The 12993-nt window shown below is 43.7% G+C and carries 12 protein-coding genes; 3 read left to right on the top strand and 9 right to left on the bottom strand.

Translation table 11 applies throughout. The annotated features are described in order from the left end of the window. Positions 1-212: 212 nt before the first annotated feature. From nqrM to PSYCG_RS12635, 9 genes are all read right to left on the bottom strand, one after another. Complete coding sequence (nqrM, locus tag PSYCG_RS12675; RefSeq protein ID WP_020444517.1) at positions 213-458, bottom strand: (Na+)-NQR maturation NqrM; 246 nt, start codon at positions 456-458, stop codon at positions 213-215. 150 nt (positions 459-608) lie between these two features. Further along, a complete protein-coding gene (locus tag PSYCG_RS12670; protein WP_041772341.1) occupies positions 609-1757 on the bottom strand; it encodes an FAD:protein FMN transferase in 1149 nt (382 codons plus the stop codon). A gap of 298 nt (positions 1758-2055) precedes the next feature. Continuing rightward, positions 2056-2856, bottom strand: coding sequence for an SDR family NAD(P)-dependent oxidoreductase (locus tag PSYCG_RS12665; RefSeq protein WP_020444515.1), 801 nt, complete (start codon positions 2854-2856; stop codon positions 2056-2058). A 112-nt stretch (positions 2857-2968) separates the two neighbouring features. Continuing rightward, entirely contained in the window at positions 2969-4204 is a 1236-nt protein-coding gene (gene nqrF, locus PSYCG_RS12660; protein ID WP_011514729.1) for an NADH:ubiquinone reductase (Na(+)-transporting) subunit F, read from the bottom strand. Between the two features lie 123 nt (positions 4205-4327). Then, on the bottom strand, positions 4328-4936 hold the full coding sequence (gene nqrE, locus PSYCG_RS12655; RefSeq protein WP_011281361.1) for an NADH:ubiquinone reductase (Na(+)-transporting) subunit E: 609 nt from the start codon (positions 4934-4936) through the stop codon (positions 4328-4330). After that, a complete protein-coding gene (locus PSYCG_RS12650; RefSeq protein ID WP_011514728.1) occupies positions 4936-5607 on the bottom strand; it encodes an NADH:ubiquinone reductase (Na(+)-transporting) subunit D in 672 nt (223 codons plus the stop codon). Before PSYCG_RS12650 ends, nqrE begins: the two co-directional genes overlap by 1 nt. A 1-nt stretch (position 5608) precedes the next feature. Beyond that, entirely contained in the window at positions 5609-6541 is a 933-nt protein-coding gene (locus PSYCG_RS12645; protein WP_011514727.1) for a Na(+)-translocating NADH-quinone reductase subunit C, read from the bottom strand. Beyond that, positions 6522-7757 carry an NADH:ubiquinone reductase (Na(+)-transporting) subunit B gene (locus PSYCG_RS12640; RefSeq protein WP_011514726.1) on the bottom strand — a complete coding sequence of 412 codons (1236 nt, stop codon included), beginning with the start codon at positions 7755-7757 and terminating at the stop codon, positions 6522-6524. Before PSYCG_RS12640 ends, PSYCG_RS12645 begins: the two co-directional genes overlap by 20 nt. Positions 7758-7762: 5 nt before the next feature. Beyond that, the gene (locus PSYCG_RS12635; RefSeq protein ID WP_011514725.1) at positions 7763-9115 is read right to left on the bottom strand and encodes a Na(+)-translocating NADH-quinone reductase subunit A; all 1353 of its coding nucleotides are present in this window, start codon (positions 9113-9115) and stop codon (positions 7763-7765) included. 933 nt (positions 9116-10048) lie between these two features. Here PSYCG_RS12635 and hisA point away from each other — a divergent pair. The 3 genes from hisA (at position 10049) to PSYCG_RS12620 (ending at position 12952) form a co-directional block, all read left to right on the top strand. After that, positions 10049-10789 (top strand): 1-(5-phosphoribosyl)-5-[(5-phosphoribosylamino)methylideneamino]imidazole-4-carboxamide isomerase, encoded by a 741-nt coding sequence (gene hisA / locus PSYCG_RS12630; RefSeq protein WP_011514724.1) that lies wholly within the window; start codon positions 10049-10051, stop codon positions 10787-10789. Between the two features lie 57 nt (positions 10790-10846). Next, positions 10847-12565 carry a mechanosensitive ion channel family protein gene (locus PSYCG_RS12625; protein ID WP_020444514.1) on the top strand — a complete coding sequence of 573 codons (1719 nt, stop codon included), beginning with the start codon at positions 10847-10849 and terminating at the stop codon, positions 12563-12565. A gap of 84 nt (positions 12566-12649) precedes the next feature. Beyond that, complete coding sequence (locus PSYCG_RS12620) at positions 12650-12952, top strand: hypothetical protein (protein ID WP_020444513.1); 303 nt, start codon at positions 12650-12652, stop codon at positions 12950-12952. Positions 12953-12993: the final 41 nt, after the last annotated feature.

Here is a 12993-nt window from a genome sequence, read left to right as displayed (position 1 = left end):
AAAAAATAGAATGTCGAAATATTGGCAGAAAGCAATTCATATGAACTTGCTACCTTAACGGGTAAGGCAATATGAATATCTATAAGTAGTGATGTAGAACAATAACGCTGCACCATAAAAAATAGCGCCAGCCCTTTTTTTATAAGGTCTGGCGCTATTATAAGAACAAATGACGGCTAAATACTACCAGCGTATGGTAACAAACCGACTATTTATACCGATTTGCCCAATTGAGCCGCTTTTAAAGCGTTCTCTTGTTGTTCGGCGATTAGAGAATCGCATTTATTAGGGTCATCACCGCAGTACGAGCATTTCTCATTGCCCATCAATTTGGCAACACCGCCACAAGACCCTCTAAGCGGCTTTTTATTGACCATATAACCGATACCCATAAAGATAAAAAACAGCATGAATACGGTAAAGGTGATAGCAAGCATGGGAAGCAGTTGGCTAAACATAGAGGAGACCTCGTGTTAAAAGTAGGACAGTTATCTGTGTGATAACCTCTTAATAGTATAGCAAAAATTCATCTTGTCCGTTTGAGCTTCTCAGCTGAGTAAGACAATTTCAGAAAGATACCGAATTAGCTTCTATTAGTGTTTTTAGATTTAGCTGGACTTTTTATCAGCACGTAATGCTTGCATAGCAGGTGTTTGCACCACTTGCCAATCATCAATGCTGTCCGCAGCTGCTTCTATGCTCACACCATCTGCCAACACGACAAACAATGCCGCTATGTTTTGCTCCTTGGCGACGCTCAAAGCTTTTTTGTAAGGCATAGCAGTTAAGGCGGTTGCCCAAGCATCAGCCAGCGCGACGGTGTCTGCCGCGACGGTTACCGATGGTGCACCACCTACAATCGGCTCACCTGTGGTCGGGTCAATGGTATGACTGTAGTGCTTACCATCAAAGACGACTGAATTGCGATAGTTGCCAGAGGTCGCCAGATGCATCGTGTTGCCATTATTTATCGGTTGGCGAATCACTGCCATAGTTTGACGCTCGCTGACGGTACTACCTTCAATCGGTGCATCAATCGCAATTTGCCAAGGTTGTTGTTGCGCACTGACACCAGAGGTTGCCACCTCACCACCAATCTCAACCATATAATTGCGAATTTGATAATTGTTTTTTAGCACATCAGCGATGACATCGACACCATAGCCTTTAGCCACTGCTGAAAAATCAAGCCCAATGCCATCTTTGGCTTTATAGATAGTCTTATCTTTTTGAATGATACTTTCAAAGTCGACCAAGGCTTTGGCTTGCGCAATCTCAAGCGCCGTCGGTGGGGTTTGCAAACGCTCAACGGTCATCGTGCTACCAAAGCCCCAAGTGTCTATTAATGGCATCACTGTAGGATCAAAGGCACCACCCGATAGCTCATAAACTTGTCTTGAAGCTACCAACACATGATTAAAATCTTCATCGATGGTAATAGGCTCATCTTTGCCTAATTGATTAAATGTAGAGATGGTAGAATCCGCTTGATAAGTGGACATACTGTCATTGATATCTTGCAGGCGCTTATCGATGGCTGCTTGTATAGCCGCTTCATCAGCACCCTTAGGCAGCTGATAGCTAATATGATAGCTGGTGCCCATGGTCTCACCGCTCAGATTATTATAATCGGTCTTTTGCTGGCAAGCGCTCATCCCTAGTGCGGCGCTTATAACGATGATAGGTAGTAGGGCAGTATTCATCGATTTGACAGAAAATGAGAGTGGTATTGATTTTTGCATGCTTGGGTTTTTCATATGAGTCATCACAACTTGATATAGCGAAGGGATAAATGAGGTGTTAGCTATTAAGTAAGCTAAGCGTTGCCTATTTTACACCCCTTGTCATCCATAACGCCAATTGTCGGCTTAAAACATTTTCAGATATTGATTGCTATGTAATATATATAGCTAAAATACCTAAAAAAGCTACGGTAGGGCTGGTATGAATTTTTTGCGGTCTCTGTAGGCATAGCAAGCAAGAAAAATTAATACCAGCCCTACGTGATGTAGCGATATCACATGTCACTAACTATAGTTAATTAACATGCTAGATTTATTTGACTTGCGACTCACGAATGAGCTTATAAAGTTTTGGCGGTGATAGGCGATTAACCTTGGTGGCGAGCTTTTCTTTGCGACCAGCAACGATAATATACTCTTCCCCTTTAGTAAGGGCTTTGACGACTTGTTTGGCAAAGCTAGTCGCAGTTAGTCCTTTATTGGTTGCCGCATCCATCGTCCCTTGTGCACTACCGTCGCCAGTCAAGGCATTAATAGAGATATTGGTTTGAATAAATCCTGGGAATATCGTTGCTACTTCTATCCCTTGCTCGTGCAATTCAGCACGCAGACTGTTCGCCCACATATGAATAGCCGCTTTTGCAGCACCATAAGCACCGCGATATTGTGTACCGAGTAACCCTGCAACACTTGATATCATCACTATTTTGCCGCCACCTTGTTCGAGCATATCTGGCAATACCAATCTGCTCAGACGCGTCTGCGCAAAGTAATCTATGTCCATAATTTGTCGCTCGACGTCTTCAGTGGTATCCATGATAAGCGCGCGTTGACTGATACCTGCATTATTAATCAGCCAATCGATTTTTCCTGCTTGAGTTTTAGCGGTAGCGTATGCTAGTTTTGCTTGCTCAACATCGGTTATATCAAAAGGGATAACGATATGTTTTTTACTATTTTTACAGCGGCTTTTTACCAGTGCTAGGTTTTCTTCATCACGTCCACTTAGAATAATACGAGCGCCGCGTTTGGCAAAGGCGATGGTTAATGCTTCACCGATACCGCTTGACGCGCCTGTTATCCAAATGGTCAAATCTTTATAGTTGGTTTTCATAGGAATCCTTTCCGTTTCGCCCATAAAAAAAGAGCCTCAATTGAGACTCTTAATTTAGCATATATTATTCTATTAATTGTGGTTGCTTAACGATTAAGCTTAACTACCCCAATTAACCACCAAAGTCATCAAGCATGATATTTTCATCTTCAACACCCATGCTGTGCAGCATATCGATGACCGCCGCATTCATCATCGGTGGCCCACACATATAGTATTCACAATCTTCTGGATTTGGATGGTCTTTGAGGTATTCCTCTAACAAGACATTATGGATAAAGCCTGTATAGCCATCCCAGTTATCTTCTGGTAATGGATCAGACAATGCCACATGCCACTCAAAGTTAGCAAACTCTTCTTCTAGCTGATCATAATCTTCAACGTAGAACATCTCACGAATAGAACGCGCGCCATACCAGAAACTAATCTTACGATCAGAGTTGAGGCGTTTGAGCTGATCGAAAATGTGCGAGCGCATCGGTGCCATACCAGCACCACCACCGACAAATATCATCTCAGCTTCGGTCTTTTTGGCGAAGAACTCACCATAAGGACCAGATACTGTGACTTTATCGCCAGGTTTTAGGCTAAAGGTCCAAGAAGACATTTTTCCCGGTGGAATACCATCAGGACCGCGCGGCGGCGGACTGGCAATACGGATATTAAATTTGATTAAACCTTTTTCATCCGGATAGTTAGCCATTGAATAGGCACGGATAACAGGCTCATCAACTTTTGAGACGTATTTAAAGATGCCAAAGTTATTCCAATCGTCTTGATACTCTTCAGCAATATCAAAGTCTTTATAATGCACTTCATGCGGTGGCGCTTCTAACTGTACATAACCACCAGCGCGGAAGTTCACTTCTTCACCATCTGGAATCTTCAGCACCAATTCTTTAATAAAGGTCGCAACGTTATCATTAGAGATAACTTCACATTCCCACTTTTGCACATCAAAGAATTCAGGATCGATCTCAATTTTCATATCTTGCTTGACGGCTACCTGACAGGCAAGACGCATATGATTGCGAATCTCACCTTGGGTAAAGTAACCTTCTTCGGTAGGCAGAATAGATCCGCCTCCTTCAATCACGCGGCAACGACACTGGGCACAAGTACCACCGCCACCACAGGCTGAAGATAAGAAAATACCTTCGCTTGCCAATGTCTGTAGCAGTTTGCCGCCTGCAGGTGTTACAACGTCATTCTCGGGATTATCATTAATATGGATAGTAACATCGCCTGAACTGACCAGTCGTGAGCGCGCTGCCAAAATAATGGCAACGAGACCCATGATGATCAAGGTAAACATAGCAACGCCACCAATCGCCGTAGCGTAATCCATGGTAGGTATCCTTAATCTATGGAGTAGGGGAGCGAAAAGACGTCATTGCGTTTTCTCTGAACCCCTACCGAATAAATGAATTAAATAGGTCAAATCGCTAAATAAGCTTTTAAGCTCAGCGGTTTAAATTGACATACCGCCAAACGACATAAAGCCAAGTGACATCAGACCAACCGTGATAAAGGTAATACCAAGACCGCGCAGCGGCGCTGGAATGTCTGAGTATTTCAATTTTTCACGAATACCTGCCAATGCGGTAATCGCCAGTGCCCAACCAAAGCCTGCGCCGACACCGTACACCACTGATTCACCAAAGTTATAGTCACGTTCTACCATGAACAGTACGCCACCTAAGATGGCACAGTTAACGGTAATAAGTGGCAAAAACACACCGAGTGCGTTATACAGACTTGGGACGAACTTATCTAAGAACATCTCTAGAATCTGTACAGTGGCAGCAATCAAACCGATATAACTGAGTAAGCCTAAGAAGCTTAAGTCGATATCAGGGAAACCTGCCCATGCCAGCGCACCATCTTTTAGGATGAACTGGAACAGTAGGTTATTTAGCGGTACGGTAATGGCCATCACGACAACGACTGCTACCCCAAGACCGATGGCGGTTGAAACCTTTTTTGATACCGCTAAAAAGGTACACATACCTAAGAAGTAGGCCAGCGCCATATTCTCGATAAAGACCGAGGTTATAAATAAACTGACATAATGTCCCATTAGTGACCGCCCCCTTGAGCCATGCCTTTAGATTGCGGCTTCATTACAAATTCAGCATCTTCGACCTGATCAGGTTTCCATGTACGGATAATCACGATAAACAGGGCGATAATGAAGAATGCTGACGGCGGTAGTAGCAATAAACCATTTGGTACATACCAGCCACCGTCGGTCGCAGTTTGTAAAATGGTGATACCAAACCAGCTGCCTGCACCCAAGATTTCACGAATACTGGCGACAAATAATAATACGGCTGAATAACCCAAACCGTTACCGATACCATCCAAGAAACTTGGAATAGGCGGATTGCTCATGGCAAATGCTTCAGCACGTCCCATGACGATACAGTTGGTGATAATCAAACCAACAAATACCGACAAGCCTTTACTGACATCATAAGCGACCGCTTTTAGTATCTGATCGACCAAGATAACCAATGAAGCAATAATCGTCATCTGCACGATAATACGAATACTCGATGGGATTTGCTTACGGATAATAGAGATAAAAAAGCTTGAAAATGCTGTGACCAAGGTCAATGCCACGCTCATCACTAGTGCATTTGCTACACTGGTCGTTACCGCCAATGCCGAACAGATACCTAATATCTGTAGAGCAATAGGGTTATTATCAAAAATGGGCGAGGTTAAAATACTTTTTGTATCAGCCATGTTATGCCTCCTTGCCGTGTGCTGCTGGTATCACTGCTACCAGTTCGGTTACAGAATGCGCCTGCTGTTGATGTAAGTTTTGACCCAGTTTTTTATAAGGGCTTTGACTTGCTTTTACTTCAGCGTCTACCAGTGTTTCACCACTCTCTTTACGCAGCTGATCTAAGTACGGCTTATAGCCTTGCTCGCCAAGCCAAAACTGAATCATGTTACTGACGCCGCGACTGGTCAAAGTTGCACCACTGATACCGTCAACCCAGTTCTCTTTTGGGTTACCAGCTTTGGTTACGCCAGTAGCAACGGCACCTTTGTCATCATAAGAATGAATACCACTCCACATCGCACGCCATTCTGGCTCTTCGATACGAGCGCCTAGACCTGGAGTTTCTTTATGGTCATAGAAACTGATACCTTTGATGGTATTCATGTCGCTTTCAAGGGTCAAGAAACCATAGATAGTACCCCAAAGACCGTAGCCTTGGATCGGTAGTACCACTATTTCAGGTTGTCCAGCGTCGTCATTTTTGACATAAACTTTGGCATATTTAGGCTTACGACCGATACCGGCAGGATCATTACCACCCAAATCTTCACTCAGTGCTTTATTCTTAGTTGCTTGGCTGGCGTCATAAGCATTACGGTCAGGGATGCCAGCAGCGGTCAGCGCGTCATCATCAAGGTAGTTGCCTTTATTTAGGTCAACGATTTTTACCTCAAAATCTTTAAAGCGCTCCGCCACATCTTCATTGGTATCAGACGCAGGGTCAAACATACCAGCGGCAACCAAGATGTTTTTATTACGGTCTAAGCGCGCGTTTTCTACTTGCGCAGGCTTTAGACCCACAGCCGCAGCTGAGACCAATACCGAACACACCAAGCATAGCGTCAACGCCACACTGATGGTTTTTGCGTTATTACTTTTGGGCTTGGACATAGCGAACCCTCCGAGCAGTTTGGCGTTTGATATTTGCTTGAGTGACAAAATAGTCAAACAGTGGCGCAAATAAGTTAGCAAATAAAATGGCTAGCATGATGCCTTCTGGGAAAGCTGGATTAATGACACGAATCAATACGGTCATAAAACCAATCAAGATACCGTAAGCCCAGCGCCCTTTATTGGTATGCGCAGCAGATACTGGATCAGTTGCCATAAACACGGCACCAAAAGCAAAACCACCGATCACTAAGTGCCAGTAAAACGGCAAGCTCATCATCATATTGTCTTCAGAGCCAATCATATTAAACACAAGAGATGTGGCAATCAGACCCACCACACAACCTGCCATGATGCGCCATGAGGCAATGCGCGTCCAAAGTAGGACAGCAGCACCCATTAAGATAGCTAGCGTCGATACTTCACCGATACTGCCTTGCATGTTGCCTAAGAATGCATCACTCCACGTGATGGCATTGCCATAAACATCAACGAAGTCTTGTGGGACAACCCCAAGGGCAGCAAGACCAAGTGGCGTTGCACCTGAAAAACCATCAACCGCGGTCCATACTGAGTCGCCTGACATATAAGCCGGATAAGCAAAGTATAAGAACGCACGACCCGATAGGGCAGGGTTAAGGAAGTTTTTACCTGTACCACCGAATACTTCTTTTGCCACGACCACACCAAAGATAATACCTAAGGCAACTTGCCATAATGGGATATCGGGTGGCAGACATAGTGCAAACAGTACAGAGGTAACAAAGAAGCCTTCGTTGACTTCATGACCACGGACGACGGCAAAGATAATCTCACAGAGAATACCAACCCCAAAGGTCACAAGATAAATCGGTAAGAACTGCATAGCACCGTAGACGAAGCTTGCCCAGATACTGTCTGGGTTGTAGCCTGCCATACTGGTGATAATGGTGCGCCAGCCTTCAGGCTGTAAGCCAAGGGTTGCAATCGCAGTTAATGCTTGATGACCGATATTGTACATACCCCAAAACATGGCTGGGAAGGTACATAACCAGACGGTAATCATAATACGCTTAAGGTCAATACCGTCGCGTACATGTGATGAGGCGTATGTCGTTGAGCTTGGTTGACGCAAAAACGTATCAAACATCTCAAAGATGGCGTAGTATTTTGTGTGTTTGCCACCCTTGGTGAAAGACGGCTCCATACGATCGAACATATTGTGTAAAAATTTCATCGTGGTTAGCCCTCCAGCTCAATGCGCGTTAAGTTATCACGCAAAATATCGCCGAATTCATATTTGCCAGGAGATACGAAGGTGCATAATGCTAAATCTTCTTCGTCCAATTCAAGTACACCCAAATCTACAGCCGTGATAATGTCTTCGACAATCAAAGCACGTAATAGCTGGGTTGGCAGATAGTCTTGTGGCATGACTTCTTCATAGACACCGATTGGCACCATCGCTCTAGGTGAGCCATTGCTTGTGGTAGTGAAGTTATATTTTTTGCCACCAAAAAACTGCGAAATATAGATAGGCAGTTTAGAGAAGCGGTTGGCGCCTGGCGTAAAGAAGTGGAACGCTGGACGCTCACGACCTTCTGCTAGCACACTGACTTGATTATCAAAGCGACCAAGATAGGCAATATTGCCAAATACTTGACGCCCAGACAGCACTGAACCTGAAATCACACGGTTCTCGCCAGCTGTCAAATTACCTTTGGTCAAGGCAGCAATATCCGCACCGCGTTCGGTGGCGATAATATGAGGATTGCTAACAGCAGGACCAGCTAAGCTCAACAGGCGACGAGTATATAAACGCCCGCTAGTAAATAGCTTGCCAATCGCAATCACATCTTGATAACCAATCGTCCAAACGCTTGTACCGCGCATGATAGGGTGCAAGAAATGAATGTGCGTGCCTGCAAGACCAGCAGGATGTTTGCCCGCAAAGCTATGATACTCAGTGACATTATTAGCTGCAGTTTTTGCAACTGGCGTCAACTGACTATTGCCATGATGGCAGACAAAGGTCTTTGGGCTCAAAGTGGATAATACAGCAAGACCGTCATTGAACGCCTGCAATTGCTCATTGATCAGCAACATCGGGTCAAATGCCAATGGATTGGTATCCATGGCTGTGACGAAGATAGCATGAGGACGCGCACCGATTTCAGGAGCACGGCTAAAGGGGCGCGTACGGAACGCCGTCCATTCACCAGAGGCAAGCAGTTGGGTTTCAACGACTTCAGAATCTAGGTCAGCAAGTTGCTGGGAGTCGTAGCGCTGAAATTCTACTTCCGCACCATTTGGGTCGACCGCAATTACAAGACTTTCAAACACACGACGTTCACCGCGTTTAATGGCGATGACTTTACCAGCAGCAGGCGCAGTGTAGATAACGCCAGCCCGTTTTTTGTCTTCAAAAACGGGTTGACCTTTTGCTACGATATCGCCTTCTTTGACATTCATCGTCGGCTTCATACCAACGTAATCATAGCCAATAAGTGCCACATGGGCGGGTCTGTGCTCAGATATCTCGCGGGAGGGTTCACCAGTGATGGGTAAATCCAAACCTTTCTTGATGGTAATCATAAGCGAAAACTTAGTCCATAGTCTAAAACGATACCAGACGTCCTGTGTGGTATATCGGCAGCATGAATGGTAACGCCATCACTAAAATAACCCAATCATATCTTATAAAAAGACAGCGATAAGGTTTTTAATAATGACACTTCATGACTACTAGTAAGAGTATTAACGCTGACCTTAGACTCCTTAACAACACGTTAATGTCTTATTCGAATGACCAAAGTGGCGACTGGCTACCAAGGTGTATACTAAAACACTGCAATCTAATTCTCATCTCTTAAAGAAATGGTGTTAGACAAAATACGGTTTTACCATACGATTTATTAAAATCTTAAAATCCATACTATTTGTGAGATTTAAGCACCACCACCCATTTGCTTAAATACAAATGAGAGATAAATGACTTATGATACTGAGTAGAAGCTATCTAAGCGCTATTGAATAACCTATGATTATAGGGTAAATATTAGGACTGAGTAACAGCCGTTGCTAAGCAAAACGTTTAATAGCGTATCAATACCGCATTATCATCTATCTTGCAATGATCGAAACCATCTATAGGTAGCAGACGATCTGGCTTTATCGCACAAATACAAATTTACCTAGGATTATACGCTAAACTGACCTAAAATTGCCAGTTGGTAATCGAATTTACCCAATGTTGCTAGTAATCCTTTGTGCTAAAACTTATGGTTATGACTGTCTGTTTTCTGCTGCAATAGAGAGAAAACTTTAGTTGATTTTATGACTAGAGTACTTACATCATTTTTAAATCACTATCAGGCTTATACATCTTTGGTAGTGAATTGACTTTACCGTGACCTGTTTAAATTGGCAGTTCTAGACATTTTATATTAAGTTTGTGTTTAAATGGCTCTTGTAAGCTAACCTACCTCCAAGTTTTGATTATTAATATCGTTTTATAAGGAATCCTATATGTGCGCTGTCCCTGTGATTATCCCTGCTATCGATCTCAAAGATGGTAAGTGTGTGCGCTTAAAACAAGGTCGTATGGAAGATGATACGGTATTTTCTGATGACCCTGTGGCGATGGCGGCACGTTGGGTAAAAGAAGGCGCGCGCCGTCTGCATTTGGTCGATCTAAATGGCGCATTTGATGGGATTCCAGTGCATAAGCAAGTGGTGCATGACATTGCAAAAGCTTTTCCTAAACTGCCAATTCAATTGGGCGGCGGTGTGCGCAATATGCAAACTATTGAGCAGTATATTACTGCTGGTCTGACCTATATTATTATCGGTACCAAAGCGGTTGAAGATCCAGATTTTGTTGCTGAGGCGTGCCGTGAGTTTGCTGGACACATTATCGTTGGTATCGATGCCAAAGATGGCATGGTTGCAACCCATGGTTGGGCAAACGTGACTGACACCAAAGCCACAGAGCTTGCCAAACGTTTTGCTGATGTTGGCGTGTCTTCTATCGTCTATACCGATATCGCCCGTGATGGCATGATGCAAGGCGTTAATGTCGAGCAAACCGTTAATTTAGCACGTGAAGGTGGCTTACCAGTGATTGCATCAGGCGGCGTCACCGATATGAAAGATATTGAGTTGTTAAAACCTTATGGTGATTGCATTGAAGGTATCATTACTGGTCGTGCTATCTATGAGGGCACGTTAGATTTGGGCGAGGCACAACTTTATTTGGACGGTAAATAATATTTGAAAAATACGCTTATCAGATTTTGAATAGATAAGGCGTAATCAAGGATGCTTATGGCCACTTATTTTGACTGCATTACATCACGCAAGTGCCAAAAAATGTGGAGTCAATGGCTGTTGCCATTAAGCATCCTATTAAGTTTACCAGCTTATGCCGCTCAAGAAAGTGAAACTGTTAATCCTATTGTATTAGACAGTAATACTGCCAAGCCTGCGCTTGATAGCAACGCATTACCTAATGCGGCTAATGACATTAATAGCACCCCTCTTCCTAGTAATACTCCTGAAAGTGGCACTTTGCCGGCTCAAGCGCCAGCTGTACCACCTCCGCTAACCCCTATTTCAATTGAACCTGCACCTTCTATCGATGGCGAGAGCAGTAATAACACTCAAATTGAAACCGCTCAAACTGTGCAACATGATAATGACATCCGCCAACGTATCAGTGGGATATTCTCAGAAATTGAAGGCTTGCAAGCAATTAATGTTGGTGTCACTCAAGGCGTTGTTACTTTAACCGGTGAAACACCCAACGAGAAAAAAGCCCAACAAGCCATTAATCTCACCAATCGTTTGACAGATGTTGTCACAGTCGAAGATAAGATTAACCGAACGCTTGATGTTCAGGATAATGTCACGACGGTTTATCAAAGCATCAAAGCTCAAGCCAAAAACCTTATCAAAGCTGTGCCGTTATTATTGGTCGGAATTATTTTATTTGCTTTAGTAACTTGGTTTGGTAGTTGGTTGTCCAATCGGCAAAAAATGTGGCAGCGCTTAACGCCCAATCCTTTTGTCGCAGAATTATTGTCGCAGACCGTCAAAGTCATCTTTATTATTCTGGGGCTTATATTAGCGTTAAGCCTGATCGGCGCGGAGACGATTTTGGGAACGCTACTTGGCGGCGCTGGGGTCATCGGTATTGCCGTTGGTTTCGCGGTTAAGGATACTATTGAAAATTATATTGCCTCTTTAATGCTCAGTATTCGCCAGCCATTTCGCGCCCGCGATCATATTTTGATTAATGCTCAAGAGGGAATAGTGGTGCGCCTGACGTCGCGCGCGACTATTTTAATGACGTTAGATGGCAATCAATTACGTATTCCTAATGCCGAAGTATTTAAAGCCACGATTTTAAATTATACCAAAAATCCTGAGCGCCGCTTTACCTTTGAATTAGGCGTTGATGCCAATGACGATCCGCTTGCTGCCATCAAAGTGGGTATCGATGCGATTGCTCAATTGGGTTTTGCCTTAGATAAGCCAAAAGTCACTGCGATTATCAAGGAGGTAGGCGACTCAAACATTATTTTGCAGTTCCAAGTATGGGTCAATCAATCAGAAGCTGATTTTTCCAAAGCCCGCAGTATAGCTATTCGCGAGACCAAGCATGCTTTAGAAGATGAAGGTTTTAGCTTACCTGAGCCAATTTATCAGTTACGCTTTAACCATAAACTAGAACAAGCGTTTGAGTATTTCCAAAGCAGTCGAAATGGTGATAAGTCTCAAGAGGACATAACAGTAACGCCTATCATCGTTAAGCCTTCTAATGATTCTAAAATAGCTAATGACGCTCAAGCGGCTGAAACTACGATTGAAGATAAAGATAAGCAACAAGCAAAGGCGCGGGCGAAGCATATCTTGCAAGGTCGGAATGCCGATCAAGTGCTTGATGCGCGCCCTGACGAAAAGCTAATGGAAAAGGTTGAACAGGAAATTGCCGAAAATTCAGATGAAACTGATTTATTAAGTAATAGTAGCCCGCAAGAGTAGCGTTGAATACCAACTATAAAAATCGGCATAGAAAATGCAGCGAAATGTTTATCTACATTTTATCGAACTAGACGAGACATTTTTATGCAAATGAAACATCTGATTATATTCGCGGTCGTTGGTATGGTTGTGTTATTGGGTTTTAATGTCATGAATGGCAGTCAACGTGAACAAAACCGAGAAGTTATAGCAGCGAGTAGTGAGGCAGCTGTATCTGAAAATAATGGTTCTGATACGAGAAATGCTAATGACAGCCATACATCAGATATCGCAAGCAAGCCCTTAGGTCAGCAGCCGAAAGCCATTCTAGATGATGCTACTACCAAGATCGATCAGGCACAGCAAGCAGATGCTGCGCGCTTAGAGCAAATGAGTCCTGCGGAGTAGTGATAGATCTATTATTAGAAAACTGAAGACACAAAAAAGGC

The organism is Psychrobacter sp. G (genome assembly GCF_000418305.1).
In the GTDB taxonomy this organism is placed as follows: Bacteria; Pseudomonadota; Gammaproteobacteria; order Pseudomonadales; family Moraxellaceae; genus Psychrobacter; species Psychrobacter cryohalolentis.
Note: the sequence above shows the minus strand (reverse complement) of the source record. Positions and strands in the feature narration are given on the sequence as shown.

Coding starts and splice junctions, on each gene's coding strand:
- nqrM (WP_020444517.1), bottom strand. CDS start 458: ATGTTTAGCCAACTGCTTCCCATGCTTGCTATCACCTTTACCGTATTC.
- PSYCG_RS12670 (WP_041772341.1), bottom strand. CDS start 1,757: ATGAAAAACCCAAGCATGCAAAAATCAATACCACTCTCATTTTCTGTC.
- PSYCG_RS12665 (WP_020444515.1), bottom strand. CDS start 2,856: ATGAAAACCAACTATAAAGATTTGACCATTTGGATAACAGGCGCGTCA.
- nqrF (WP_011514729.1), bottom strand. CDS start 4,204: ATGGATTACGCTACGGCGATTGGTGGCGTTGCTATGTTTACCTTGATC.
- nqrE (WP_011281361.1), bottom strand. CDS start 4,936: ATGGGACATTATGTCAGTTTATTTATAACCTCGGTCTTTATCGAGAAT.
- PSYCG_RS12650 (WP_011514728.1), bottom strand. CDS start 5,607: ATGGCTGATACAAAAAGTATTTTAACCTCGCCCATTTTTGATAATAAC.
- PSYCG_RS12645 (WP_011514727.1), bottom strand. CDS start 6,541: ATGTCCAAGCCCAAAAGTAATAACGCAAAAACCATCAGTGTGGCGTTG.
- PSYCG_RS12640 (WP_011514726.1), bottom strand. CDS start 7,757: ATGAAATTTTTACACAATATGTTCGATCGTATGGAGCCGTCTTTCACC.
- PSYCG_RS12635 (WP_011514725.1), bottom strand. CDS start 9,115: ATGATTACCATCAAGAAAGGTTTGGATTTACCCATCACTGGTGAACCC.
- hisA (WP_011514724.1), top strand. CDS start 10,049: ATGTGCGCTGTCCCTGTGATTATCCCTGCTATCGATCTCAAAGATGGT.
- PSYCG_RS12625 (WP_020444514.1), top strand. CDS start 10,847: ATGGCCACTTATTTTGACTGCATTACATCACGCAAGTGCCAAAAAATG.
- PSYCG_RS12620 (WP_020444513.1), top strand. CDS start 12,650: ATGCAAATGAAACATCTGATTATATTCGCGGTCGTTGGTATGGTTGTG.